This window comes from Shinella sp. HZN7 (assembly GCF_001652565.1).
Lineage (GTDB): Bacteria > Pseudomonadota > Alphaproteobacteria > Rhizobiales > Rhizobiaceae > Shinella > Shinella granuli.
On the sequence record NZ_CP015736.1, the window covers coordinates 928,693 to 954,118 of the forward strand.

Sequence of the window (25,426 nt, forward strand, 5' to 3'; positions counted from 1 at the left end):
CAATGTCTCAATCCTATTTTTGGGATTATCCGAGCCAGACAGGCTCCTGCCGGCATGAAGCCGGCCCAAAAACGGCTGCCGCCCGCTTTCGGGCCGCCGCCGGATTTCGGCGGGTTATGCATCGTTAACCATCGAACCGGTGTCTCTTGGGCCGCCCGCATCCGGAAAATCGCGCTGTCCCGTCCATACGCCCTGTCGCCGTTCCGGCACGAAGGGCTGGGGATTGGCAGACGCGCTTTGTGAAGCGGCGCGTGCCCGCGCAGTGAGCCGGCTCCTTTCATAGGCAACACCATGACCCTCTTACGACGCGCGTTCCTTGCATCGGCGCTGGCCGCCTCCTTGCTGGCATCGGCGGGCGGTGCGGCGGCGCTCGACAAACCCACCGGCGAGGTGATCCTGACGATCACGGCGGACCGCCTCGACCACCCCAATGTCGACGGAACCGCCCAGTTCGACCTTGCCATGCTGGAAGCGCTGGCCGGCCGGTCGGGCGAAATGGAGACACCCTGGACCGAGGGACGCATGAATTTCTCCGGTCCTCTCCTGCGGGCGGTCATTGAGGCCGCCGGCGCGCACGGCACGGAGATGAAGGTGACGGCGATCAACGACTATGCGGCCGACGTTCCCATGGAGGACGCGGTCTCGCTCGATACGATCCTCGCGACGCGCATGAACGGCGAGACGATGTCCGTTCGCGAGAAGGGGCCGCTGTTCCTTGTCTATCCCTTCGACAAGGACCCCGCCCTCTACAATGAGAAGTATTTCACGCGATCGGTCTGGCAGATCAAGGCCATCGAGGTCGCGCCGTGAAAAACAGGGTCCGGCATAGCGGGGACGTTATCCGCAAGGCAAGCAAGACCACGGCTGTCCTCCAGTTGTTTTCGGTCGGCTTGCTGCTGGGCCTTGCCTTCCTGCTCGCGGACATATCGAACCGGTATACGACCCTGCAGGGCGGGATTCGCGAAAATGCCCTCTGGTCGGTCTATCAGCTCGACCGGGAAGCCCGGCGTCTGCATGAGGCACTTCATGTCGCCGTGCTGGAGGGCGACTTCCAGTCGGCGACGCTCAAGAACCTCGCGACCCGCTATGATATCCTCTATTCGCGAATCTCGATCCTCGAGAAGACGAACTTTGAAAACCAGTTCGCGCTGGACAAGGCCGTCGACCAAAAGGTCGGGGAGATCCGGCGGGCGGTCTTCGGTATCGTTGATGCCTTTGATGCCATCGCGGCAAGAAAGCCGGTTTCCGAAAAGGCCTTCGTCGCGATCGACCGGACCCTCGAACGGACGGTCGAGGAGACGGGCGATCTTCTGCTCTACACCAACAATGCGATCAGCATCGCCCGGGCCGAGAACCGCGCAGACGTGCTTGACATGCAGATCAAGACCGGCGGCCTGATCGTTCTCCTGGTGGGCTGCGTCCTCTTCCTCATCGTCACGCTGCGCCGGCAATTGCGGTCGGTCAAGCGCGCCGCTTTCGACCTGGAAGAGCTCAGCAACAGGCTCGTCGAATCCTATCAGGCGGCAGAGGCGGGCAATCGAGCGAAGTCGCAGTTCATGGCCACCATGGGCCATGAAATCCGCACGCCGCTCAACGCCATCCTCGGCACGGCGGAACTGCTCGAACTGGCGCCGCTGCCGGCGGAGGTCGTGCCGGGCGTGCAGACCATCCGCCGCTCGGGTGCGGCCCTTCTCGAAGTCATCAACGAAATCCTTGACTTCGCCAAGATCGAGCACAATCGGATCGACATCGATCTCCGGCCCGTCGATCTCAAGTCCCTGGCCGAGGCCACGGTGGAGATGATCCGGGACAGGGCGCTCGAACACGGCAACCGCGTGGAGCTCGTCTTGCCCGAGACCTTCCTCGCTCCCGTGGTGGCGACCGATCCGACCCGCCTGCGGCAGGTCATGCTCAACCTGCTCAGCAATGCCGTGAAGTTTACCAGGGACGGAACGGTTACGCTGCGGATTTCCGAGCAGGCGGTCGAAGGCACGCTCCTGCTGCGGGGCGAGGTCTCGGACACGGGCATCGGTATCGATCCGTCCAGCATGGACAAGCTCTTCCGCCCGTTCTCCCAGGTCGACGCGTCGATCAGCCGGGAATATGGCGGAACCGGGCTCGGCCTGACGATCTGCAAGCAAATCGTCGAGGCGATGGGCGGGCAGATCGGCGTGCAGAGCAAGCTGGGCGAGGGGAGCACGTTCTGGTTTGGCATTCCGGTCGCCGCGGCCTCTTCCGCCGTGGATGCGGAGGCGGCGAGTGACGAGGTCCAGGAGGCCTTGCCGGTGCTGAGGATTCTCCTGGTCGAGGACAACCTTGTCAACCAGCAGGTCGCCGCGGGTTTCCTGCGCCATCTCGGCCAGCACGTCACCATTGCGGGCGATGGCCTGGCAGGCGTGCAGATCGCCGAGACGGAGGATTTCGATCTGGTGCTCATGGACATGCAGATGCCGCGACTGGACGGCATCGAGGCGGCGCGGCGGATGCGCGCCATTCCCGGCAAGCCCGCGGATCTGCCGATCATCGCCATGACCGCCAACGCTTCGGACGACGACAGGCGGCTCTGCGCGGAGGCCGGCATGACCGACTTCCAGAGCAAGCCGGTGACGATGAAGCAGCTCCGCAAGATCATCGGCCGCTGCCGCAAGCTGACGGCTCCCGCCGATTGCCCCATTCCTTCCGCCCTGAACGCCACGCCCGCGGCTGGCTCCGACGCTTTTCTCATGCGCCGCGCCGAGATGATAGAGGCGCTGGGCGAGGAGGTTTTCGCCGAGCTGCTGGCGAGCTTCTTCAACGATGCCGCCACCGTTCTCGCCGGTCTCCACGACGCGCTGTCTGGTGGCGATGCAACGAAGATCGATCACCTGCTCCATACGCTCAAGGGCGCTGCGGCGAGCGTGGGCCTGACCGAAATCGCCGCGACATCACAGGAATTCAGGACGGCCGCTCTGACGAACGGCCGCATCGAACAACTCGCACAGATCATAAGAGACAACCATCAGCGGTACGCCGCTTGAACAGGGACGCATGATGCGCATTCTTCTCGTAGACGACAACAAGACGAATCTCACCTTCCTCGGCAAGCTGGTGGAAAAGCTCACCGGTTGCGAGCCGGTCCTGTTTGAAAATCCTGTCGATGTGCTGACGGCGATGCCCGCGCTCGACTTCGACATCGCCGTGATCGACTTCCAGATGCCCGCCTATAATGGTGTCGAGCTGCTCGGAGAAATGCGGCGCTTCGAGAAATACCGCAGCAAGCCCGTGGTTTTCGTCACGGCCGACGGGGACGGCGCGGTGCGGATGGCGGCGCTGAACGCCGGTGCGATCGACTTCCTCACCAAGCCGGTCTCTCCCCTCGAATTCCAGGCGCGGATGCGCAATCTCGTCGCGCTGGTCGATGCGCAGAACAAGCTCGCCGACAAGGCGGAGTGGCTGCGCGTCGAGGTCCAGAAGGCCGTCGCCGAGCTTCGCTCGCGAGAAGAGGAGATCATCGACCGGCTGACGATCGCCGCCAGCTACAAGGATGCGGAAACGGCCAAGCACACCAAGCGCGTCGGTCTCTATTCGGAGGCGATTGCCCTGTCATACGGCCTTGGCGAAGAGCTCTGCAACGATATTCGCCTGGCCTCGCCCATGCATGACATCGGCAAGGTCGCGATCCCCGATGCGGTCCTGCTGAAGAAGGGCAAGCTGACGGAGCAGGAGTTTACCACGATGCAGCAGCACACCATTGCCGGATGCGACATCCTGCGTGAATCGAAATCCAGCCTGCTGCAGCTCGCGGCCGAGATCGCAAGAAGCCATCACGAGCGCTGGGATGGGCAGGGCTATCCCTTCCGCCTGTCCGGCGAAGCGATCCCTCTTGCCGGCCGCATCGTCGCCCTTGCGGATAATTTCGACGCCTTGACGACCGCCCGGCCTTACAAACCCGCCTGGAGCGTCGAGCAGACCGTGGCGCATATAAGGGAGCGGGCGGGCACCCAGTTCGACCCCGGCTGCGTCGAGGCTTTCGAGCGGGCTCTGCCCAGCATCCTGAAGACGATGCTCGACAATATCGATGGGCCGACGCTCGCCACGGACGCGCGTTTGCCTTCTGCGACGAATGCCGGCCCCAATGTCTGCTTTGCCGAAGCAATCTGAGATACAGAAAGATCCAGCTCCTCATGTGCACTGATACCAGGGATCGGCGCGAAGCCGTGCGCCGGAAACCCTCAAGGCCGGGAAGATCGTCTTCAACGGGCGCAAGTCCGCTTTCGACTGCACGGTCCGGAACATGTCCGAGACCGGGGCGAAGGTGGTTCTGCTGTCGACGCTCGGCGTGCCGGGGATGGTCGACCTCGATCTTGAGGAGGGCACCACATATGCCTGCCGCGTGGCACGGAAGACATTGACGGAACTCGGGCTGGAGTTCCTGTGAACCGTGGCCTTCCCGCCGGCGTTTTCTTCGCGTTCCGTTAATATGTTCAGCCTAAATTTGGGATTATCGCCGCAACCCGGTCTCGCCTCCTGCAGGAGGCGAAAGATGGTAGGCGTGTCTCCCGCCTTTTGCGGCAAGGGCCGATAGCGATCGCTCTCACCTTGTCGCGCTTCCGAGAAAATGTGTAGGGCGATAGGGGTGCCCAGGCCCTCCGGTTGCCGTGATCGAGACCGACGGACCATGGATTGCTCTTCGCTCGCCGATGTCGTTGACCGCTTCATCAATTCTCGCCGCCATGAAGCGTCGCCGGCAGCGGTGGTCGACGTCGCCATGGGGATGATGCGGCTCGCCGAGGGGGAGCGCCGGGCGGCGATCGCGGAATTGTGCCGCTCGCTTGCCGAGCACGCGGCCGGCGCGCTGCCCGCCCATCTGGTCGTCGTTGCGGCGGAAAAGCTGGATAGCGGGCCGGTTCTCGATGCGGCAACGCTCGCGGTGACGCTGTGCGGCGCCGATGGGGCACGGCAGCGTTTCCCGATGTCGGATACGGGTGCGCCCGGCTGAATTTTCCCGCTTTTCCAATCGTTTGCCCGCAGCATCGTGCTTACGGTTTACCGGATGTAAACAAGTGTATCCTATTTTTAGGATAGGGACGAGGAAAGGCGTGGACTTTCCTTCTCCGCAGCGGACCCGCGCATCCTGCGCGAGGCATGATGTCGGCGGTCCGCGCCGGTTGAACCGGATGTTCCTCCGTCAGCGTCTTCCATTGGAGCGATCATGTCCCGTCTTGGAATCGCCGCCAGGCTCTATCTCCTGGTTGGTCTCTCGTTGTTCGTCGTTTGCGCCGCCATGCTCCTGAGCCTTCAAACCAGCAGCGAACAATTGACGGAGGAACGCATGACGCTTCTCCAGACGGTCGACGAGGTGGCCATGTCCATCGTGGCGCGTCAGCAGGCCCTGGAGCAGAGTGGCGCAGTCTCCCGCGCCGAGGCCCAGCGTACGGCCCTGTCCGAGTTGAAGGCGATCCGGTACGGGGAGAACGGCTACATCTGGGTAAACGATCTCGACCGGATCATGCTCATGCATCCGATCAAGCCTGAGCTGGATGGGCAGGATCTTTCCGGCATGAAGGATCCGAATGGTCAGGCCATTTTCGTGGAATTCGTGAAGGTTGCCCGCGCGCAGAAAAGCGGTTTCGTGGACTATCTGTGGCCCAAGCCCGGCGTGGCGGAACCCGTCGCGAAGCTCTCCCATGTGGCGCTGTTCGAGCCGTGGGGGTGGGTGATCGGAAACGGGGTCTACATCGACGATCTCGAAGGGAAATTCTGGCAGCATGCACGGCTGGGACTGGGCGTCGCCGTCGTTGGCGCCGGCCTGATGCTCGTTGCGGCCTTGTCGATCGTGCTGTCGGTCACCCGGCCGATCCGGCGCCTGAGGGCGGCAATGGGACGGATCGCCGAGGAGGACTTCGCTGCCGATGTCCCGGACACCGCGCGGCGCGACGAGGTGGGCGCCATGGCGCGCACGCTGGTTTGCCTGCGCGATTCGGTGAACGAGCGCGTCCAGATGCGCCTTGCCGATATGGAGGCGCAACGGCGCCTTCTCGATGAGGAAAAGGCCCATGCCGAGCGCCTGCGGGCAGCGCATGCCGACAATCTGCATGTCGTCGTCACCGAGCTCGGCGCCGGTCTCGCACGCCTTGCCGAATGCAATATCCGCATGACGATCGACGAGCCGTTCCCGGGCGATTTCGAGCAGTTGCGCCGGGATTTCAACAATTCGATCGCGACCTTCCAGGCGACGCTGGTCGAGGTGCTTCAGCAAACGCATGCGCTGCAGGAGAACGGGCAGGAGATGCGCCAGGCCGCCGACAACCTCGCAAAGCGAACGGAACAGCAGGCGGCGGCTCTCGAACAGACCTCCGCCGCACTCGTCGAGGTCGCGGCGACCGTGAATGCCTCGGCCGAGCGCACCCAGCAGACGCGTGACCTCGTTCGCGAGGCGAAGGTGTCCGCGCTCCGCTCCGGAGACGTGGTCCGCAATGCGGTCGATGCCATGCACCGCATCGAAACGGCGTCGATGGAGATCAATCAGATCATCGGCGTGATCGACGAGATCGCATTCCAGACCAATCTCCTTGCGCTGAATGCCGGCGTCGAAGCGGCGAGGGCGGGCGATGCGGGCAAGGGCTTCGCCGTCGTTGCCCAGGAGGTCCGCGAGCTTGCCCAACGCTCGGCCAAGGCGGCCAAGGAGATCAAGGGACTGATAGCCAACTCGGCATCCGAGGTCTCGACGGGCGTGCAACTGGTCGGCGATACGGGCAAGGCACTTGACCGGATCGGCACCTTCGTCGCCGAGATCGACGAGAACATGGACGCGATTGCGACGGCGGCCACGGAGCAGTCGGCCGGGCTTCAGCAGATCAGTGCTGCCGTCAACAGCATCGACGAGATGACCCAGCAGAACGCTGCGATGGTCGAGGAGACGACGGCCATCAGCCACACGCTCGCCGAAGAGGCCGGCCTGCTCGCGTCTCTGGTCGGCCGTTTCAAGCTCAACCGCCGCAGGGCGGTCCGCGAGCCGGGTTCCGCTGCCGCCGGCGGCGGCTCCTGGCAGCGCGCGGAGGCCGGATCGCAACATTCGAAGGCCGCCTGATCCGGAGTTTGGAACATGCGCCCGCCCGCCTGAACCCCCTTCGTTCAGGCGGGCGGGCATTGTTCGTCAACCGTTTTTGCCGATGCGAGGGCTGGACATGCGGGGATTCGTCCGCTTTCCTCGGCGGCAATGCATTCCGCTTGCGCGATGCTGGCGGAATGCCTGCCTGGTGACGGATATTGCGGAAGTAGGAACGTGCGTTGGCAGCCCAATTTCTCATCGGCATTGATTTCGGCACGGCATCCGCAAGGGGTGTGCTGGTTGACGTCGAGACGGGCCGCGAGGTCGGGAGCGCCGTCTCGCGCTACCGCACCGGACTATTGCACTACGATCTGGACAGCGGCCAGAGCGGTCGTCCGCGTGCCGCACTGCACAGGCCGGCAGACTATATCCGCAGTTGCCTGCAAATTCTTTCCGAACTGGGCAACGATCGTGAAATCGCGGCGGTGGGCATTGCCGCGACGGCCTGTTCGCCGCTCGCGGTTCGGGACGACGGCAGCACCTTCGAGGAGGAATATCCGCACAATCCGCACGCATTGGTAAAGCTGTGGAAGCACGGATCGTCTCAGCCCTACGCCGAACTGGTCAGCCGCCGTGTCGGCAAGGACGGGAGGATCAGACGGTTTTCCGGGGAGGGCTTGGTCGCGAAGGCCGAGGAAACCGCAACCGAATGCCCGGAAATCTGGCGTGCTGCCGCGAAATATATAGAGGTCGGGGACTGGATCGTCTGGCAGTTGACGGGTCACGAATGTCGCAGCGTCGACTTCGCCAGCTACAAGGCCTGCTATACGGAGGAAACCGGTTATCCCGGTGACGTGGTCGAAGGCCTGTCTGCAAAGCTTTCCCCGCCGGCTGGCATCGGCAGGGTTGCGGGACCGGTCTCGCCGGCCTGGCTCACCTCTACCGGGATGAAGGGCGCGCCCGTCGTTGCCGTCGCCTGCATCGATTCCCACGCGGTGCTGCCGGCTGTCCAGGCAACAGGCAGACCCGCGTTCGTCGGCGTGCTCGGCACGTCCTCGGGCTTCTTGCGCGTCGGCGGGCAGAGCGGGGTATTGCCCGACGGCTACGAGGCGGGCGCCTACAATGCCGCTGTGCCGGATGAATGGTGTTGCGAAGCGGGGCAGGCGGCATTCGGCGATATGATGGAGTGGTTCATGCGGACCGTTCCGGATGCTTCGGGCTCCAGCCAGGGGTTTGCCTGGTACAACGATCAGGCCGCGTGTCTGCGCCCTGCCCACGGCCGGTTGCTGGCGCTCGATTGGTTCGGCGGAAACCGCGTGCCTTTCGCCGACAAGTCGTTGAGCGGGCTCATTCTGGGCCTGAAGATCGAAACCACCGGCGTCGAAATCTATCAGGCGCTCGTCGAAAGCCTCGCATTCGGCGTGAAGGCGATCGTCGATTACGGCGAGGCTGACGGAGAGCATATCGCGTGGCCCGTTTTTGCCGGCACGGTCGCGCTGGAGAATGCCTATCTCATCCAGACCATCAGCGATGTCATCGCACGCCCCGTCAGGGTCGCCGAACTGAAATTTGCAACCGCGGTCGGGGCGGCGATCCACGGTGCCGTCGCATCCGGCGTCGCCGCCGATTTTCAGGAAGGTGCCCGGCACTTTGGCTGCCGGTCCTACAAGACGGTCAACCCGGATTCGAACCGTACGAAGCTGTATCGCGAGATTTACAAGAATTATCAGGCGCTGGCCCATGATCCCGTCATCAAGGCCGTGATGAGACAGCTTGCGGTCTGATACGGCATTTTTGTATTGGACCGGGATTTGAGGGAGTGGAACGTTGGGACATGACACCGAGAGCACGAAGCTCGAAACTGCGGCTCGCGCAGCGTGGCTCTATTTCATCGCGGGCAATACCCAGGAAGAGATCGCCACCAAGCTGCGGATCTCGCGGCCGACAGCCCAGAGGCTGGTGACCCTCGCCGTCTCGCAGGGGCTTGTCACATTCCGCTTCGAAAACAGAATAAACACGGTCATGGAGTTGTCCGAGACGCTGCGCAACCGGTTCGGACTGAAATACTGCGATGTCGTGCCGACCGATCCTGCCGCCGCCGGGTCCATATCGGGCATCGCCACGAGCGCGGCGTCCTTCATCGAGCAGACCCTTTCGGGCTCCGCCCCCATCGTCATGGCGATCGGAACGGGCCGGACCCTCAGGGCCGCGGTCGATCGGATGCAGCCGATGAACAGCCCGCATCACACATTGGTCGGCCTTGTCGGGAACATTGCCACGGATGGCTCTGCGAGTTCCTTCGATGTGCTGAGCCGCCTGGCGGACCTCACCAGGGCACGGCATTTCCCGATGCCTCTGCCCGTGTTGGCCGATAGCGCGGACGAGCGCAACGTGCTCACGTCCCTGCGTGTCGTAAAGCGCTCCCACGGCTTGGCCCAGAAGGCGGACGTCACGCTGGTCGGCGTAGGTCAGATGGACCTTGACGCCCAGCAGCATGTCGACGGGTTCATCACGCGCGATGAGTTGCTGCAGCAGATCAAGCTGGGAGCGGTCGGCGAGATCACCGGCTGGAGTTTCGATGCGAACGGGAAAGTGCTTCGCGCCGGCGTCAACGAACGCATCACATCCGTTCCACTGTCCCACGACAAGGACGGCCTGGTGGTGGGTGTCGCTGCGGGGGAGCGGAAAGCCGATGCAATCTTTTCTGCAATTGTTGCAAAATTAATCAACGGGTTGATTACGGACGAGCAAACCGCCGATTTGATCCTGAGCCGCGCCGCTGCCGATTAGTGGCTCCAATTTGCCCGGGTGAGGCAGAGAGGCTGCGTGGCATCCGAGCCTGTCGGGTTTTGCCTGCGCCTTCTCATGCCGGTCCCTGCGCGCATCCCCATCCACCCTTTTCATCCCCCTGTTTCCTGACCGTGTTCGGCGCTTCGCAAGACGTGGCGCGCCGTCGCGCCTTTCAAAAGGGCGACGAAATTGAAATGGGTCGAGCAATTGCCCATTGTGGCGGAACTTGACAAGCGAACCGGAAGATGGTTTGAACATATCTGCATGATATGTGTAATTGCTCATATCGCTAGGGAGGTTGAATCATGAAAATTCTCGTTGCTGCGCTCTTGAGCGCGTCGTCCTTGCTCGCCTTGAATCCGGCCCGCGCAGAAACGCTGACCATCGCCACCGTCAACAATGGCGACATGATCCGCATGCAGGGGCTGACGGACGATTTTACGGCCAAGAACCCCGATATCGAGTTGAACTGGGTGACGCTTGAGGAGAACGTGTTGCGCGAGCGCGTCACGACCGACATCGCGACGAAGGGCGGCCAGTACGACATCATGACGATCGGCACCTATGAAGTGCCGATCTGGGCAAGGCAGGGCTGGCTCGTGGCGCTCGACAATCTCGGTGCCGACTACGATGTCGACGATCTCCTGCCTGCTATTCGCAATGGCCTGTCCGTTGACGGCAAGCTCTACGCCGCGCCCTTCTACGGCGAAAGCTCGATGGTCATGTACCGCAAGGACCTGATGGAGAAGGCCGGGCTTACCATGCCCGACGCGCCGACCTGGGAGTTCATCGGTGAGGCCGCCCGCAAGATGACCGACCGCGCGGCCGGCATCAACGGCATCTGCCTGCGCGGCAAGGCCGGCTGGGGCGAGAACACCGCTTTTATCACGACGATGTCCAATTCGTTCGGCGCGCGCTGGTTCGACGAGAACTGGAAGCCGCAGTTCGACCAACCGGAATGGAAGAACACGCTCGACTTCTATTTGAGCCTCCTGAACGACGCCGGCCCGCAGGGCGCATCTTCCAACGGCTTCAACGAGAACCTCGCGCTCTTCCAGCAGGGCAAGTGCGGCATGTGGATCGACGCCACGGTCGCCGCCTCCTTCGTCTCGAACCCGAAGGAATCGACGGTCGCCGACAAGGTCGGTTATGCCCTTGCCCCCGATACCGGCCTCGGCAAGCGCGCAAACTGGCTCTGGGCCTGGAACCTCGCCATCCCGGCCGGTTCGCAGAAGACGGAAGCGGCCGAGAAGTTCATCGCCTGGGCGACCGGCAAGGACTATCTGGCACTTGTCGCCGAGAAGGAAGGCTGGGCGAACGTGCCTCCGGGCACTCGCACGTCTCTTTATGAGAACGCCGAGTACCAGAAGGCCGCGCCCTTCGCCAGGATGACGCTCGATTCGATCAATGCCGCCGATCCGACGAACCCGGCCGTCAAGCCGGTGCCCTATGTCGGCGTGCAGTTCGTCGCGATCCCGGAATTCCAGGGTCTCGGCACGACGGTCGGCCAGCTCTTCTCGGCAGCTCTTGCCGGCCAGATGTCTGCTGACGATGCACTCGCCCAGGCGCAGAATGTAGTAACGCGCGAGATGACCCGCGCCGGCTACATCAAATAGTCCCCTCCCAGGGAAGCCGGGGGAGTTTTCAACTCGACCGGCTTGCCGCATCGCAGCTTGCATCTGCGGTGCGGCATCTTTTGTGAAGCATTGCGAAAGGTCACGACAATGGCGACGGAGAACACGCGTGGTTTGGCGCGTTTGATGTTGGCGCCCTCTGTTGGGTTGCTTCTGGTCTGGATGATCGTGCCGCTGGCGATGACGTTGTGGTTCTCGTTCCAGAACTACAACCTTTTGAACCCGGCCAATGTCAGCTGGGCCGGGCTGTTCAACTATCAGTATTTCTACACCGACCCGGCCTTTTTCCAGTCGATCTGGAACACGCTGCTGATCGTCGGCGGGGTGCTCTTGATCACCGTGGTCGGCGGCATCGCGATTGCGCTGCTGCTCGACCAGCCGATGTGGGGGCAGGGCATCGTGCGCATCATGATCATCTCGCCCTTCTTCGTCATGCCGCCGGTGGCCGCGCTGGTGTGGAAGAACATGATCATGCATCCGGGCTACGGCGTGCTGGCGGACATCAACCGGGCGCTCGGGCTGCAGCCGGTCGACTGGTTCGCGCAGTATCCGCTGTTCTCGATCATCATCATCGTCGCCTGGCAATGGCTGCCGTTTGCCACCCTCATCCTCTTGACCGCGCTGCAATCGCTCGACGGCGAGCAGAAGGAGGCGGCGGAGATGGACGGGGCCGGCTTCGTCTCGCGCTTCGTCTACCTGACGCTGCCGCATCTTGCCCGCTCGATCACCGTCGTCATCCTGATCCAGACGATCTTCCTGCTCGGCGTCTATGCGGAGATCCTCGTCACCACCAATGGCGGGCCGGGCTATGCCTCGACCAACCTGCCGTTCCTGATCTACCGCACCGCGCTTCTCGGCTACGACGTCGGCGGCGCCTCGGCCGGCGGCATCATCGCCGTCATCCTCGCCAACATCGTCGCCTTCTTCCTGATGCGCGCCGTCGGCAAGAACCTGGACAAATAGCTGCCGCCGTTCCGGACGCACAACCGCTCCGCACGTTCCTGGAACAGCTCACATCAAGGGGATACGACCATGGCTAGAGCCGTCTCGACCAGACGAACCGTCGTCTTCACCATCGCCGCCTGGATCATCGCGCTGATCCTCTTCTTCCCGATCCTCTACACGATCATCACCTCGTTCAAGTCCGAGACCGAGGCGATCCAGGGCTTCGGCATCGTCCCGTCCGGCACGGTGGAGAGCTATGCGGCCGTGCAGGCGCAGAGCAACTACTTCAAGTTCTTCCTGAACTCGGTGATCATCTCGGTCGGCTCGACGCTGCTGGCGCTGCTGGTCGCCGTGCCGGCCGCCTGGTCGATGGCCTTCTCGCCGACGAGAAGGACCAAGGACATCCTGATGTGGATGCTGTCGACCAAGATGATGCCGGCCGTCGCCGTGCTGGTGCCGATCTACCTGATCTTCCGCGACACGGGCCTGCTCGACAGCCGCGTCGGGCTGACCGTCATGCTGACGCTGATCAACCTGCCGATCGTCATCTGGATGCTCTACACCTATTTCCGCGAGATCCCCGGCGAGATCCTGGAGGCCGCGCGCATGGACGGGGCCTCGCTCTGGGGCGAGATCGTCTACGTGCTGACCCCGATGGCGGTGCCGGGCATTGCGTCCACCATGCTGCTCAACATCATCCTCGCCTGGAACGAGGCGTTCTGGACGATCCGCCTGACGACGACGAACGCCGCGCCGCTGACCGCCTTCATCGCCTCCTTCTCCAGCCCGCAGGGCCTGTTCTGGGCCAAGCTCTCGGCGGCCTCGACGCTCGCCATCGCCCCGATCCTGATCATGGGCTGGTTCAGCCAGAAACAGCTTGTCCGCGGCCTCACCTTCGGCGCCGTGAAGTAACGAAACAGACGGGAGGGACCATCATGGGCAAGATCATCCTTAAAAAGGTCAACAAGAGTTTTGGCGCCACGCAGGTCATTCCGGGCATCGACCTGACCATCGAGGACGGCGAGTTCGTCGTCTTCGTCGGCCCGTCGGGCTGCGGCAAGTCCACGCTGCTGCGCCTCATCGCGGGCCTGGAGGACACGACGAGCGGCACGATCGAGATCGACGGGCGGGACGTCACCGGGGAGGCCCCGGCCCGGCGCGGGCTCGCCATGGTGTTCCAGTCCTATGCGCTCTATCCGCACATGACGGTGAAGAACAACATCGCCTTCCCCTTGAAGATGGCCAGGACCGATCCGGCCGTCATCGAGAAGAAGGTGGCGGAGGCCGCGCGCGTCCTGAACCTCGCCAACTATCTCGAACGCCGCCCCGGCCAGTTGTCCGGCGGCCAGCGCCAGCGCGTGGCGATCGGCCGGGCGATCGTGCGCGAACCCTCGGCCTTCCTGTTCGACGAGCCGCTCTCCAACCTCGACGCGGCGCTGCGCGGCACGATGCGCCTGGAGATCTCCGAGCTGCACCACCAGCTGAAGACGACGATGATCTACGTCACCCACGACCAGGTCGAGGCCATGACCATGGCCGACAAGATCGTCGTGCTCAACGCCGGCAATATCGAGCAGGTCGGCTCGCCGCTCGATCTCTACAACAAGCCCGACAACCTCTTCGTCGCCGGCTTCATCGGCTCGCCGCGCATGAACTTCGTCAAGGGCGAGGCGGCCAGGCCCTGGAACGCCCCGACCGTCGGCATAAGGCCGGAACATATCCGCCTCTCCAAGGAGGGCGGCACCTGGAAGGGCGTCGTCGGCGTCGCCGAGCATCTCGGCTCCGACACGTTCCTGCATGTCAATGCCGAGGGCATCGGCATGGTGACCGTGCGCGCCGGCGGCGACTTCCCCGTCACCCACGGCGACACCGTCTTCCTCACCCCCGACGAGGCCCGCATCCACCGCTTCGACGATGCCGGGAAGGCGATCCGATGAAACGGCTGGAGGGCAGGAGCGCGCTGATCACCGGATCGGCGCGCGGCATCGGCCGCAGCTTCGCGGAGGCCTATGTGCGCGAGGGCGCGCGCGTCGCCGTCGCCGACATCGACATCGGGCGGGCGCGGGCGACGGCAGGCGAGATCGGGCCGGCCGCCTATGCGGTCGAGATGGACGTGACGCGGCAGGCGTCGATCGATGCGGCCGTCGCGGCCTGCGTGAAGGAGGCCGGCGGCATCGACATCCTCGTCAACAATGCCGCCCTCTTCGATCTCGCCCCGATCGTCGAGATCACGCGGGAAAGCTACGACAGGCTGTTCTCGATCAACGTCGCCGGCACGCTCTTCACGCTGCAGGCGGCGGCCAGGCAGATGATCGCGCAGGGCCGCGGCGGCAAGATCATCAACATGGCGAGCCAGGCCGGCCGGCGCGGCGAGGCGCTGGTCGCCGTCTACTGCGCGACGAAGGCGGCGGTCATCAGCCTCACCCAGTCGGCGGGGCTGGACCTCATCAAACACGGCATCAACGTCAACGCCATCGCGCCCGGCGTGGTCGACGGCGAGCACTGGGACGGCGTCGACGCGCTCTTCGCCAGATACGAGAACCGGCCGCTCGGCGAGAAGAAGCGCCTGGTCGGCGAAGAGGTGCCCTTCGGCCGCATGGGCACGGCGGACGACCTCACCGGCATGGCGATCTTCCTCGCCTCCAAGGAGAGCAACTACGTCGTCGCGCAGACCTACAATGTCGACGGCGGCAACTGGATGAGCTGAGGCCCGCATGGGCGGACCGGCAACGAGACGAGACCGGACAACCGGAAGGAATGGACCATGACCACGAAACTGTCGCTCGCCACCCTCGATACGGTCGAAAGGACCGCGGGCGTTCCGGCCTACGGGCGCGGCAGCCTCAAGGCCGGCATCGTGCATTTCGGGGTCGGCAATTTCCACCGGGCGCACCAGGCCGTCTATCTCGACGACCTGTTCAACCTTGGCCGCGATCACGACTGGGCGATCATCGGCGCCGGCGTGCTGCCCTCCGACGCGGCGATGCGCGACAAGCTGGCCGGCCAGGATTTCCTGACCACCGTCGTCGAGCAGGACAACAACCGCTCCGGCGCGCGCGTCACCGGCGCGATGATCGGCTACCTCGCGCCCGGCAATGCGGCGGCCACCATCGCCCAGCTCTGCGACCCCGCCATCCGCATCGTCTCGCTGACCATCACCGAGGGCGGCTACTTCATCAACCCGGCCTCCGGCCTCTTCGACCCGGCCCATCCCGCCATCGCCGCCGATGCTGCCAACCCGGACGACCCGAAGACCGTCTTCGGCCTCATCCTCGCCGGCCTCAGGGCGCGCAGGGACAAGGCCATTGCGCCCTATACCGTCATGTCCTGCGACAACATCCCCGGCAATGGCGAGGTCACGCACGCCGCCGTCTCCGGCCTTGCCCGCCTCTCCGATCCCGACCTTGCCGACTGGATCGACGCCAATGTCGCCTTCCCGAACGGCATGGTCGACCGCATCACGCCGGCCACCGGCCCGCGCGAGATCGGCATCGTGGCGGACGAATACGGCATCGACGACGCCTGGCCGGTCTTCTGCGAGGAGTTCAGGCAATGGGTGCTGGAGGATCGTTTCCCTGAGGGCCGCCCGGCGCTGGAGACGGTCGGCGTGCAGTTCGTGCCCGACGTCGCGCCCTACGAGCACATGAAGATCCGCATCCTCAACGGCGGCCATGCCGCCATCGCCTATCCGGCCGCCCTGCTCGACATCCACTTCGTGCACGAGGCGATGGAGGACCCCGACATCCGCGCCTTCCTCGCCAAGCTCGAGCGCGAGGAGATCATCCCCGTCATCCCGCCCGTGCCCGACACCGACCTCGACGACTATTTCGCGCTGATCGAACGCCGCTTCTCCAATCCCAAGATCGCCGACACGATCCCGCGCCTTGCCCAGGACGGCTCCAACCGCCAGCCGAAGTTCATCCTGCCCTCCACCGCCGACCGGCTGGCGCGCGGCGAGGACGTCGTCGGCCTCGCGCTCGTCTCCGCGCTCTGGTGCCACTACCTCGCCGGCACCACGGACAGCGGCAGGCCCATCACCTTCAACGACCCCAACATCGAGCGCATCCGCGCCGCCGCAAGCGCCGCAACGACCAACCCAGGCGCCTTCCTCGAACTCAAGGACATCTTCGGTACCGTCGCAACATCAAACCGCTTCGCCAGACGCTTCACAACCGCCCTCAAATCCCTCCAGCAGAAGGGCACCCGGGCAACGCTGAAGGCATATCTCAAGGGGACGCTCCGAAATTGAGGACGACCAGCAGCGCGGAAGCCGTCGAAGGTGAGGATTGCGCGATTGGCGGCGGGCCATTGACCGTCGGTCACGATGGCCGGTCTGCGATCGCGCCGGGCCGGACTGTTTGCCTTTCGATCGACACGGGGCGTGCCGCCTGTTCGACGGCCGCAGGCCGGCGCATGATGTGCCACATCTGATTACCCATGGAGCAACACATGTATTTGCAAAGACAACGCCTCGATGGCCGGACCGCCTTTGTCACCGGCGCGACCCGGGGGATCGGTTTCAGCACGGCCGAAGCATTGGCCGAGGCCGGCGCGAAGGTCGTCCTCTCCGGCCTTGAAGAGGACGCCGTTGCCGAGGTCGTCGCGGCCCTTCAGGCCAAAGGCCATGCCGCCAGGGGCATCCTGCTCGACGTGACGCAGTCCGAAGCCTGCGAGGACGCGGCCGCGCGTCTCAACCGCGATGAAGGCGCAGTCGACATTCTCGTCGCCAATGCCGGTATCGCCTGGAAGGATACGCGGGCCGAGGACCTGGACGACGACGCCTGGCTGAAGGTGCTGGACGTGAACCTCAACGGCGCCTTCTGGAGTTGCCGTGCCTTCGGCCGCCGCATGCTGGAGCGCCGTCGCGGCGCGATCGTCGCGGTCGGATCCATGTCCGGCTTCATCTCCAACAAGCCGCAGAACCAGGTTCACTACAACGCGTCCAAGGCCGGGCTTCATCATCTCGTGAAGTCGCTCGCCGGCGAGTGGGCGGACCGCGGTGTGCGCGTCAACGCCGTCGCGCCGACCTATGTCAACACCGTCATGTCGAACATCACGGCGCAAGACCCGGCCTATTTCAGCCATTGGATGGAGGGGACGCCCATGAAGCGCATGGTCGAGCCGGAGGAGGTTGCCTCCGTCAACCTCTTCCTCGCGTCCGACGCATCGAGCGGCATGACCGGTTCCGTCCTTCTCGTCGATGCCGGCTACACGATCTGGTGATCCGGGTCGCTTTCGACATCGGCTTGCGAGAGTTGCGCCACATCCGTCATGCCGTCTTGACGCGGAAGGGTTTCATCGCGGCAGGCACCTCGATCTGATCCTGGTCGTTCAGATCGAGGCTTTCGAGCCGGTTCGTTCGCCTGTCTCCTTGCACCGTGCCCGAAGCTCAGGCGCCGAGGGCCTTCTTGACCTTCTGCGGCAAGAGCGCCAGCGGTGCGACATAGCCGTTGTGATCGATGGCATAGCCCAGCTCGGCAGCCGCCTTGCGGATTTCGTCGGACCAAAGGATCCGCTTCTTGTGATCGCCCGCCGTCATCAGCACGAATTCGGCGGTCTGGCTGCCGGTGTTGCGGATCGACCGCCAGGAGTCGGCCGGGAAGGAATAGAGGTCCTGCGCGTCGACCGTCTGGATCAGTTCGGCATCCCCCTCGTTCTGCGTGATCTCGACCGCGCCGGAAAAGACGATCATGACCTGCTTCTCGTGAAGCAGGTGCCGGCCGATGGCGCCGCCTGCCGGAATGCGGCCCCATTCGATGGACATGCCGTGCGGGTTTGAGATCGGCGGAACGTGATCGCGGTCCTCGGTGATGCCGTGGCCGAGGACGGGGGCGAGCTCCGCGCCGTGGCCCGGGATGCGGCTGTCGAGCAGGGCCGTGGAGGAGAAGACGCGGTCATCGCGGCGCACGGCCCTCTGGCTCATTTCCTCGACGGTATATTTGCGCAGGCTCTCGATCTGTTCGCGCGTCATCGGCTCGATCAGTTCGGAATCGTCCGGCTTGGGCTGGCCGTTCTGGGTATCGACGAGCAGGTTGTTGCGGGTCAGGTACAGGCCGTGCTCCGCAGCGACTTCGAGGATCCGCGGATGCCAGAGGATGCCGCCGGTGTCATCGCCGCCGAGCGCCGTGAAGATCCAGCCGTCCCCGTCGCCGACATTCGTGAAGCCACGGAAAATCCACGTCGGTATGCTGACCACGTCGCCGGCCGTGCAGACGACCTCGCCGTCCTTTCCGTCGGCACCCCAGCGGAACAGCCAGGTGCCCTTGAAGATCATGAAGACTTCGGCGGTATAGTGGATGTGCAAGTTGTTGGTGATCCCGGCGGGCATGGCGGCGACACCGAGGCTGAAGCCGTGCGGTTCCGACAGGCTGACCTTCTGATTCTTCGACTGGGTCACGCCCGGGCCGATGAGCGAATAGTTCTCCTTCAGGTGCGAACCGGGCATCTTGCAGTCGATGAAGGCAACGCGTTCGGCAACCATGTCCTTGCGACGGACAAGACGGCGCCGGCTTTCCGCCTCGGACACGTGAACGGCGGACGGGGTAGGGGTCATCGGGATCGCTCCTTTGATGCGAGGTTGAGAAAAAGGGGAAACGACGAGCAGCATTCCTGCCGTGCCGGCTGTCGGTTGCGCTCCGAAGGAAAGCGCATGCCGCCGGATGTCAGAGATTCTGCCGTGAACTTCTTATGCATTCGAATGCACGATATCTCTGCATTCGAATGCAGGCAATGCTTTTCTTTGCCCGCCAGTCAGATAAAGTGGATTTCGTGAATCGGGTTTGTGCTTTCAGGGCATGCCCGCGGCCGGGCGGCTATCGGCCCTGTGCCCCTTGCGGGCTTGACGTTGAGAGATATGTTCGATGGGAACGGACGAAGAGATGGACAGAATGCAAGCCCCTTCGACAGCGCGCCCCAGGAGGGCGACGTCCTATGATGTTGCGCGCGCGGCCGGCGTTTCGCAGTCGACGGTTTCCAGATGCTTCAAGGACGACACCAAGATCTCGGCGAAGACGCGCGATCATATCCTCAAGATCGCAAGGGACATGGGATATACCGGCAACGCGCTCGCGCGGTCCCTGATCACGCAGCGGTCGAACGTGGTCGGCGTCATCGTCACCGCCTTCACGATCCGCAACAACCCGGAACTGATCTATGCGCTTGGCGAAGCCTTGCAGAATGCCGGAAACAGCCTGTTCCTGATGGTCATCGAGAACGACGATTCCATCGGCAGCTCGTTGCAGAAGGCCGTGGAATATCCGCTGGACGGGCTGATCTGCTGCGCGCAGATGCCCGAGGACTGGATCCGGCAATTCGCCAATCGCGGCGTGCCGATGGTGTTCTTCAACCGTCTCGTCGATTCCAGCCTGGTGGATTGCATCACGCTCGACCATGCCGGCGCGGGCAGGCGGATCGCCGAGGCGCTCTACCGGGCGGGGCATCGGTCCGTGGTCTGCGTCCGTGGGCCGGAGCGGGCGCCGGTCAGCCAATTGCGTGTCGATGCGTTCCGCGACCGGATGGCCGAGCTCGGGGTGAGGTCGATCCCCACCGTCTGCACCGATTTCTCCTATGCGGACGGGCGGCGCCGGTTTCTGGATCTGGTCGGCGGGATGGAGCGTCCGGACGCGGTGTTCTGCGCCAACGACCAGCTTGCCCTCGGCGTCATCGACGCCTGCCGCTTCGACCTCGGATGGCGCATCCCGGACGATATCTCCATCATCGGTTTCGACGACATCGCCGAAGCCGGACGACCGGGCTATTCGCTGACGACGGTCCGCCAGCCCATCGTCGACATGGCGGAAACAGCGGCGTCCCTGCTATTGGCGCGGATCGGCGACCCGGACCTGCCGCCGCGCCGGATCATGGTGTCCGGGGAACTCATCGAGAGAAGCTCGGCCCGCCTGGCGGCGGACGGATCGCCGCCTGCTTGAGGTCACGGACACCTACCTGAGGCGATCGCCGTAGCGGGCTTCGATCGCTTCCACTTGATCGGGCGTCAGGCCGTGATGCGGGACGGTGCGCAGCATCAGGCACAGCCTGGCCGTTTCCTCCAGTTCCTCGGCCGCGAAAACGGCATCCCTGAGGGTGCGCGCGGCAACGACCGAACCGTGGTTCGCAAGCAGAAACGCCGAATGCCGAGACGCAAGGCCTGCGATCCAGTCGCCGAGCACGGGATCGCCGGGGACGGCGAAAGGCAGCAGGGCAACGGCGCCGAGCCGCATCACGGCGTAGGGCGTGACGGCGGGCAGCGCATTGCCCGGATCTATTCCGTCCACCATGGACCAGGCCGTCGCATAGGGCGTGTGAAGATGGACGACGGCGCCGGTCTGCGGCCTGCTGCGATAGAGCGCCAGATGCAGCGGCAGTTCCTTGGAGGGCGGCGGCCCGGAACGATGCGTTCCCGTGTCGTCGCACAGGGAAAGGTCATCCGGCTGCAACGAGCCCAGCGCGTGGCCGCTCGGTGAAATCAGGAAACCGCCCGAGGCGAGCCGGGCCGAGATGTTGCCCGAGCCGCCGCGCGCATGCCCCTGTGCGGCGAGCGCCGCGCCCTGAGCGCAAAGCTCCTGTCTCAATTCGGTTTCCGTCATCGGCCTTCCAGAACCTCCAGTGCGCGGTGGAAGAAATCCCGACCGCCGAAATTGCCCGACTTGAGCGCGACCCGCAGGGGGCCGGCCGCCAGCGCGGGCACGCCCGGCGCGATCTGCGGGCCGACCTCGAAGCTGGTAATGCCGAGCCCCGTGGCGACCGCGCCCGAGGTTTCGCCCCCCGCCACCACGAAACGAAGCACGCCGTGCTGGCGCAAGGCCGCCGCAAGACGCGCGAATGTGCTTTCGATTGCGACGGCCACGCGCTCGCGGCCATAGGCCTCCTGCGCCGCCGCGACATCTGCGGCGGGGCTGGATGCGGCGATCAGCGGCGGGCGGTCCTGTTGGAGCACCCATGCCGCCAGCGTCTGGATGAAGGCGTCGTCGGCGGAGAGGGCTTCGGTCACGCTCAGCCTGCGTTGCGGCCCGTCATAGGCGGCGATCTGGCCGAGCGTCGCGGCCGAACAACTGCCGGCCAGCAGGACGGCCCGGCCACCGACGCCGGTCCAGCCGCTACCGTGCATGCCCTGTGCGCCAAGGGCGCGGGCAAGGCCGGCGCCGATCGCCGAACCGCCCGTGACCAGCCGCGCATCGCGGACAAGCCGTCCCAACCGGTCGATGTCGTCGTCGTCTATGGCATCGGCGACGATGAAGCGCGCGTCTGTGTCGACCAGAGCCGCATTGGCCTCGCCCGCGCGCAGCGTGGCCAGCGGCAGGTGGCCGACCTTCTGCGCCGTCTGCCGCGCCAGCCAGCGCCGCAGGTCGGGATCGGTCATCGGGGTCAGCGGATGCTGCGCCAGCGGGCTCTCCGACAGCAGGCGATCTTCGACGAACAGGTGCCCCTGATAGACCGTGCGCCCCGTCGCGGGAAAGCTGGGCACGAAGAGGACCCGGTCCGCGCCGAGATCGTCGGCCAGCGCCTCGGCGACGGGACCGATATTGCCCTCCGGGGTCGAATCGAAGGTCGAGCAATATTTGAACAGGATGTGTTCCGCACCCTGCCTCAGCAGCCAGTCCACCGCCGCGCGCGAGGCGGCGACGGCCTCGGCTGCGGGGACCGAGCGGGTCTTGAGCGCCACGATCGCCGCCGCCTCGTCGGTGGCGGAAGCCGGCAGCGGGCCGGCATAGAGGCGGGTGGGAAGCCCCGCCTGCGCGATCATGTTGGCGAGATCAGCCGATCCCGTGAAGTCGTCCCCGATGGCGCCGATCAGCATGGGCGGATCTCCATCAATAACCGCCCTGCGCCGGGGAGCGCGCAGCCGCTGCGCCGAGAGTCTCGGCCACCGCCGCGCGCAAGCCGCGGGTGAGAATGCCGAAATCGTTGCCGGGCGTGACCAGGGCGAAGCCCTGCGCCACGCGTCGCGCAGCCTCGGCGCCGTCGGCGCAGAAGATTCCGACCGGGATCCCCGCGGCCTTGGCCTTTTCGAGGACATGGGCGATGACCTCTTCGGACTTTCGCCGGTCAGGCCCGACGCGACCGTCGAACACGAAAGCGAGGTCGTTCGGGCCGATATAGATCATGTCGACCCCCTCGACGGCGAGGATCGCGTCGAGGTTTTCGACGGCCGCGACGGTCTCGATCATCGGGATGACCATGATCTCGGAATCGGCATGCGCCACATAGTCGGAGCCACCATAGAGCAGGGCGCGGGCCGGCCCGAACGAGCGGATGCCGGTCGGGGGATAGCGGCAGGCTCGCACCAGTTCCGCCGTCTCCTCGGCGGTGGAGATCATCGGGCAGATGACGCCGTAGGCGCCGCTGTCCAGCACCCGCATCAGGAATGCCGGATCGAGCGAGGGGACGCGCACCAGCGGGACCGCGGGTGTGGCGGAAATCGCCTGCAGCATGTGCAGGGCGTCGGCCGGGCCGATCATGCCATGCTGAAGATCGACGGTTGCGGCATGGACCCCGGCATGTCCCATCCCCTCGGCGGAATAGGACGAGGGGATGGACAACCAGGCATTGACGATGGTCTGCCCCTCAGCAAGCCTCTCGCGGAGAGGATTGCGGCGGATGTTCGGTTGATCGTTCATGTCGTGCGCTCCCGCGTGTCAGTCGTGCGCGCCGGTCTGAAGCAGGATCTGCTTCCAGATGGCGGTTTCATCGATCAGGGTGAATTCGTTGCGGATCGCCGGGCCGCCGTCATCGCCGAACGGGCCGAACTCGACATGGCTGATGCCGAGCACATAGACCTGCGCCTGCGTCGGCGTGCCGAACCGGCCCCAGCCGGAATGCTTGCCCCACAGCGACCAGCGGATGGCCGACCTTGGCGGCATCAGCGGGTCCTCGCGGCCGATGACGTGCTCGATGCTGAACTCGGCATGGGGGAAGGCGGCCCGCAGGCCCATCCAGAACTGGTCCGCCTGCGCGCGGCCGAACAGCGTCTCGCCGCCGGGATAATGCAGGTTGCAGGCGCGGTCGTAGCTGCGCGGGATCACCTCCATGTCGGCGGCCATGATGCGGTTCAGGATCTCGGCGTGGCGCTGCCCCCATTCGTTGTCGTTGCCGCGGCCGGTATAGGGTCCGGGCACGTCGTTGTCCTTCGTCAGCGGCTTGACGCAACGCTCCGGCCCGCCCTCGCGCGCGATCAGGTCGCGGGTCCAGTCGATCACGTCGAAGCCCATCTGCCGCACGATCGCCGACTGGTCGCGCACCAGCCATTCGTCATAGATCGTGTCGTCGCGGATCGCGCAGTCGGCGAGGATGCGATAGGCGAAGTGCTTTCCGGTCGGCGCGCCGTACATGCCGGGCCGCGTGTGCCGTGCCCATGAAATCAGCCGGTGCGAGGACAGGAAGGCGTCGGAGGTCTCGGTCGAGCCGGCCGGGTCCTCGCACCAGATCACGTCCTCGCCCGGCAGTTCCCGGTCCGGAAATTCCGCAAGGGTCGCCATGGTCGCCGCGATGACATTGGTGTTGTCGACCACCACCGAGGCGGGCGAGCGCACGATCAGCCCCGGGGCATAGTGGCGGCGCAGGCTGCCGATCTGGCGGTCCTCCCAGATCTGCTGGGTGAGGCCGTTGATGAAATGCGGGACATCCCGCCATTTCGGATCAAAACCTTTCATGACTGTACCTCTTGTCTGTCCTGTTGCTGGCGAAGGGAGACCACGGCTGTTCGGCGACGCCACGGCCGGCGCCGGCCGGCACATCCTGCGGAAGCCGGGGCGATAAAGCTGGTTGTTTTTCGTCGTCCGACCCGGGGCCATGGTGCGCTGCCATGCCCCAAGCGCGCCGGATCAGGGCGGGTCCGAACCCTCGCGGGCTCTTTCGCCGTCCTCTCATATTATTAGTTGCCAGATATCAAATTCTGTGTCTAGGGTATTTATGCATTCGAATGCACAAAGGGAATGCACAGAGGAAGGAGCTCAACCCGAATGGCCGAGATCGTCTTGCGCAACCTCACGAAACGATGGGGCAGCTTCACAGGTGTCGAGCGCACCAACCTGACGATAGCGGACCAGGAATTCCTGGTTCTGCTGGGGCCGTCGGGCTGTGGCAAGACGACCACCATGCGCATGATCGCCGGCCTGGAAGAGGCCAGCGAGGGCGACATCCTGATCGGCGGGCGGCGGGTCAACGGCCTGGATCCGAAGGACCGCGACATCGCGATGGTCTTCCAGAGCTATGCGCTCTATCCCAACATGAACGTCTACGAAAACATCCGTTTTCCGCTGAAAGTGCGGCGCGTGCCGGCCGCGGAACATCACGAAAGGGTCATGCGCGCGGCCCGGATGGTCGAGCTGACCGAATTCCTGGAGCGCCGCCCGGGCGAGCTGTCCGGAGGGCAGCGCCAGCGCGTGGCCCTGGCGCGTGCGATCGTGCGCCAGCCGAACGTGTTCCTCATGGACGAACCCCTGTCCAACCTGGACGCCAAGCTCAGGGTTTCGACGCGCGCGCAGATCAAGAACCTCAGCCACGAGCTGAAGGTGACGACGATCTACGTCACCCACGACCAGGTGGAAGCGATGACGCTGGCCGACCGCGTCGTCATCATGAAACGCGGCGTGATCCAGCAGGTCGGAAGCCCGGTGGAGATCTACGACCGGCCGGCCAACACCTTCGTGGCCGGCTTCATCGGCAATCCCGCCATGAACCTGATGACCGGAGAGCTTCGCGGCGGCGTCTTCAGCGGCGAGAACGTCCGCATTGCCGGGATTAACGGGCCGGACGGCGCCGTCGTCCTGGGGTTTCGGGCCGAGGATGCCTCGGTGGTGCCCGCCGGCGGCGACATCGTCGCGCCGACCTACACCATGGAGCTTCTGGGCGACGCCACGATGGTCGCGGTGCGCGCCGGCGGCGCGCTCGTCACCGTCAAGGCCCACAAGGATTACCGCATCGAGATCGGCGCTCCGGTCGAGATCTCGGTGCCCGCAGGGATCTGTCATCTCTTCGATGCCGCTGAAGGCAACCGCATCGAGACCGCCGGATAAATCCAACCACGAAT

At 64.7% G+C, this 25,426-nt stretch carries 22 protein-coding genes; 17 read left to right on the forward strand and 5 right to left on the reverse strand.

The window, feature by feature from the left end; translation table 11 throughout:
• The first annotated feature begins 291 nt into the window (after nucleotides 1-291).
• From shn_RS04505 to shn_RS04575, 15 genes are all read left to right on the forward strand, one after another.
• Nucleotides 292-810 carry a molybdopterin-dependent oxidoreductase gene (locus shn_RS04505; RefSeq protein ID WP_064329342.1) on the forward strand — a complete coding sequence of 173 codons (519 nt, stop codon included), beginning with the start codon at nucleotides 292-294 and terminating at the stop codon, nucleotides 808-810.
• Complete coding sequence (locus shn_RS04510; RefSeq protein WP_145925867.1) at nucleotides 807-3,017, forward strand: ATP-binding protein; 2,211 nt, start codon at nucleotides 807-809, stop codon at nucleotides 3,015-3,017. The genes shn_RS04505 and shn_RS04510 overlap by 4 nt, the downstream gene beginning before the upstream one ends.
• Nucleotides 3,018-3,027: 10 nt before the next feature.
• Entirely contained in the window at nucleotides 3,028-4,140 is a 1,113-nt protein-coding gene (locus tag shn_RS04515; RefSeq protein ID WP_064329344.1) for an HD-GYP domain-containing protein, read from the forward strand.
• Nucleotides 4,141-4,273: 133 nt separating this feature from the next.
• On the forward strand, nucleotides 4,274-4,417 hold the full coding sequence (locus shn_RS36305) for a hypothetical protein (protein WP_168168890.1): 144 nt from the start codon (nucleotides 4,274-4,276) through the stop codon (nucleotides 4,415-4,417).
• Nucleotides 4,418-4,657: 240 nt separating this feature from the next.
• On the forward strand, nucleotides 4,658-4,978 hold the full coding sequence (locus shn_RS04525; RefSeq protein WP_064329346.1) for a hypothetical protein: 321 nt from the start codon (nucleotides 4,658-4,660) through the stop codon (nucleotides 4,976-4,978).
• A gap of 213 nt (nucleotides 4,979-5,191) precedes the next feature.
• The gene (locus tag shn_RS04530; RefSeq protein ID WP_084437755.1) at nucleotides 5,192-7,069 is read left to right on the forward strand and encodes a methyl-accepting chemotaxis protein; all 1,878 of its coding nucleotides are present in this window, start codon (nucleotides 5,192-5,194) and stop codon (nucleotides 7,067-7,069) included.
• 200 nt (nucleotides 7,070-7,269) lie between these two features.
• A complete protein-coding gene (locus shn_RS04535) occupies nucleotides 7,270-8,814 on the forward strand; it encodes an FGGY-family carbohydrate kinase (RefSeq protein ID WP_064329348.1) in 1,545 nt (514 codons plus the stop codon).
• 43 nt (nucleotides 8,815-8,857) lie between these two features.
• A complete protein-coding gene (locus shn_RS04540) occupies nucleotides 8,858-9,820 on the forward strand; it encodes a sugar-binding transcriptional regulator (RefSeq protein ID WP_064329349.1) in 963 nt (320 codons plus the stop codon).
• Nucleotides 9,821-10,125: 305 nt separating this feature from the next.
• Nucleotides 10,126-11,436 carry a sugar ABC transporter substrate-binding protein gene (locus tag shn_RS04545; protein ID WP_064329350.1) on the forward strand — a complete coding sequence of 437 codons (1,311 nt, stop codon included), beginning with the start codon at nucleotides 10,126-10,128 and terminating at the stop codon, nucleotides 11,434-11,436.
• A 108-nt stretch (nucleotides 11,437-11,544) separates the two neighbouring features.
• Nucleotides 11,545-12,417, forward strand: a complete 873-nt coding sequence (locus tag shn_RS04550; RefSeq protein WP_064329351.1) for a carbohydrate ABC transporter permease — start codon at nucleotides 11,545-11,547, stop codon at nucleotides 12,415-12,417.
• Nucleotides 12,418-12,486: 69 nt separating this feature from the next.
• A complete protein-coding gene (locus tag shn_RS04555; protein ID WP_064329352.1) occupies nucleotides 12,487-13,311 on the forward strand; it encodes a carbohydrate ABC transporter permease in 825 nt (274 codons plus the stop codon).
• 23 nt (nucleotides 13,312-13,334) lie between these two features.
• Nucleotides 13,335-14,336: an ABC transporter ATP-binding protein gene (locus shn_RS04560; RefSeq protein ID WP_064329353.1), complete on the forward strand. Its 1,002-nt coding sequence runs from the start codon at nucleotides 13,335-13,337 to the stop codon at nucleotides 14,334-14,336.
• Nucleotides 14,333-15,106: an L-iditol 2-dehydrogenase gene (locus shn_RS04565; protein ID WP_064329354.1), complete on the forward strand. Its 774-nt coding sequence runs from the start codon at nucleotides 14,333-14,335 to the stop codon at nucleotides 15,104-15,106. The genes shn_RS04560 and shn_RS04565 overlap by 4 nt, the downstream gene beginning before the upstream one ends.
• Nucleotides 15,107-15,163: 57 nt before the next feature.
• Nucleotides 15,164-16,648, forward strand: coding sequence for a mannitol dehydrogenase family protein (locus tag shn_RS04570; RefSeq protein WP_064329355.1), 1,485 nt, complete (start codon nucleotides 15,164-15,166; stop codon nucleotides 16,646-16,648).
• 200 nt (nucleotides 16,649-16,848) lie between these two features.
• Complete coding sequence (locus tag shn_RS04575) at nucleotides 16,849-17,622, forward strand: SDR family NAD(P)-dependent oxidoreductase (protein ID WP_064329356.1); 774 nt, start codon at nucleotides 16,849-16,851, stop codon at nucleotides 17,620-17,622.
• 166 nt (nucleotides 17,623-17,788) lie between these two features.
• Here the strand turns inward: shn_RS04575 and shn_RS04580 are convergent, their stop codons facing one another.
• The gene (locus shn_RS04580) at nucleotides 17,789-18,952 is read right to left on the reverse strand and encodes a cupin domain-containing protein (RefSeq protein ID WP_064329357.1); all 1,164 of its coding nucleotides are present in this window, start codon (nucleotides 18,950-18,952) and stop codon (nucleotides 17,789-17,791) included.
• Between the two features lie 325 nt (nucleotides 18,953-19,277).
• Between shn_RS04580 and shn_RS04585 the strand changes: the two genes are divergently transcribed.
• Entirely contained in the window at nucleotides 19,278-20,327 is a 1,050-nt protein-coding gene (locus tag shn_RS04585; RefSeq protein WP_168168891.1) for a LacI family DNA-binding transcriptional regulator, read from the forward strand.
• Nucleotides 20,328-20,339: 12 nt separating this feature from the next.
• Here shn_RS04585 and shn_RS04590 read toward each other — a convergent pair whose 3' ends face one another.
• The 4 genes from shn_RS04590 to shn_RS04605 are packed head-to-tail and all read right to left on the reverse strand — an operon-like array spanning nucleotide 20,340 to nucleotide 24,047.
• Complete coding sequence (locus shn_RS04590; RefSeq protein ID WP_064329358.1) at nucleotides 20,340-20,984, reverse strand: aldolase; 645 nt, start codon at nucleotides 20,982-20,984, stop codon at nucleotides 20,340-20,342.
• Nucleotides 20,981-22,195 carry a 3-oxo-tetronate kinase gene (otnK, locus tag shn_RS04595; protein ID WP_064329359.1) on the reverse strand — a complete coding sequence of 405 codons (1,215 nt, stop codon included), beginning with the start codon at nucleotides 22,193-22,195 and terminating at the stop codon, nucleotides 20,981-20,983. Before otnK ends, shn_RS04590 begins: the two co-directional genes overlap by 4 nt.
• A 13-nt stretch (nucleotides 22,196-22,208) precedes the next feature.
• Nucleotides 22,209-23,015 (reverse strand): HpcH/HpaI aldolase/citrate lyase family protein, encoded by an 807-nt coding sequence (locus shn_RS04600; RefSeq protein WP_245337365.1) that lies wholly within the window; start codon nucleotides 23,013-23,015, stop codon nucleotides 22,209-22,211.
• Between the two features lie 18 nt (nucleotides 23,016-23,033).
• Entirely contained in the window at nucleotides 23,034-24,047 is a 1,014-nt protein-coding gene (locus shn_RS04605) for a hypothetical protein (protein WP_064329360.1), read from the reverse strand.
• Nucleotides 24,048-24,356: 309 nt separating this feature from the next.
• On the opposite strand from shn_RS04605, the gene shn_RS04610 reads away from it, so the two are divergent.
• On the forward strand, nucleotides 24,357-25,412 hold the full coding sequence (locus shn_RS04610; protein ID WP_064329361.1) for an ABC transporter ATP-binding protein: 1,056 nt from the start codon (nucleotides 24,357-24,359) through the stop codon (nucleotides 25,410-25,412).
• Nucleotides 25,413-25,426 lie beyond the last annotated feature (14 nt).

Excerpts from the sequence above, each read along its gene's own strand:
- shn_RS04585 (WP_168168891.1), top strand. The coding sequence starts at position 19,278 with ATGGACAGAATGCAAGCCCCTTCGACAGCGCGCCCCAGGAGGGCGACG.
- shn_RS04575 (WP_064329356.1), top strand. The coding sequence starts at position 16,849 with ATGTATTTGCAAAGACAACGCCTCGATGGCCGGACCGCCTTTGTCACC.
- shn_RS04530 (WP_084437755.1), top strand. The coding sequence starts at position 5,192 with ATGTCCCGTCTTGGAATCGCCGCCAGGCTCTATCTCCTGGTTGGTCTC.
- shn_RS04605 (WP_064329360.1), bottom strand. The coding sequence starts at position 24,047 with ATGAAAGGTTTTGATCCGAAATGGCGGGATGTCCCGCATTTCATCAAC.
- shn_RS36305 (WP_168168890.1), top strand. The coding sequence starts at position 4,274 with ATGTCCGAGACCGGGGCGAAGGTGGTTCTGCTGTCGACGCTCGGCGTG.
- shn_RS04550 (WP_064329351.1), top strand. The coding sequence starts at position 11,545 with ATGGCGACGGAGAACACGCGTGGTTTGGCGCGTTTGATGTTGGCGCCC.
- shn_RS04590 (WP_064329358.1), bottom strand. The coding sequence starts at position 20,984 with ATGACGGAAACCGAATTGAGACAGGAGCTTTGCGCTCAGGGCGCGGCG.
- shn_RS04610 (WP_064329361.1), top strand. The coding sequence starts at position 24,357 with ATGGCCGAGATCGTCTTGCGCAACCTCACGAAACGATGGGGCAGCTTC.
- otnK (WP_064329359.1), bottom strand. The coding sequence starts at position 22,195 with ATGCTGATCGGCGCCATCGGGGACGACTTCACGGGATCGGCTGATCTC.
- shn_RS04600 (WP_245337365.1), bottom strand. The coding sequence starts at position 23,015 with ATGAACGATCAACCGAACATCCGCCGCAATCCTCTCCGCGAGAGGCTT.
- shn_RS04555 (WP_064329352.1), top strand. The coding sequence starts at position 12,487 with ATGGCTAGAGCCGTCTCGACCAGACGAACCGTCGTCTTCACCATCGCC.
- shn_RS04570 (WP_064329355.1), top strand. The coding sequence starts at position 15,164 with ATGACCACGAAACTGTCGCTCGCCACCCTCGATACGGTCGAAAGGACC.
- shn_RS04525 (WP_064329346.1), top strand. The coding sequence starts at position 4,658 with ATGGATTGCTCTTCGCTCGCCGATGTCGTTGACCGCTTCATCAATTCT.
- shn_RS04505 (WP_064329342.1), top strand. The coding sequence starts at position 292 with ATGACCCTCTTACGACGCGCGTTCCTTGCATCGGCGCTGGCCGCCTCC.
- shn_RS04580 (WP_064329357.1), bottom strand. The coding sequence starts at position 18,952 with ATGACCCCTACCCCGTCCGCCGTTCACGTGTCCGAGGCGGAAAGCCGG.
- shn_RS04515 (WP_064329344.1), top strand. The coding sequence starts at position 3,028 with ATGATGCGCATTCTTCTCGTAGACGACAACAAGACGAATCTCACCTTC.
- shn_RS04545 (WP_064329350.1), top strand. The coding sequence starts at position 10,126 with ATGAAAATTCTCGTTGCTGCGCTCTTGAGCGCGTCGTCCTTGCTCGCC.
- shn_RS04565 (WP_064329354.1), top strand. The coding sequence starts at position 14,333 with ATGAAACGGCTGGAGGGCAGGAGCGCGCTGATCACCGGATCGGCGCGC.
- shn_RS04560 (WP_064329353.1), top strand. The coding sequence starts at position 13,335 with ATGGGCAAGATCATCCTTAAAAAGGTCAACAAGAGTTTTGGCGCCACG.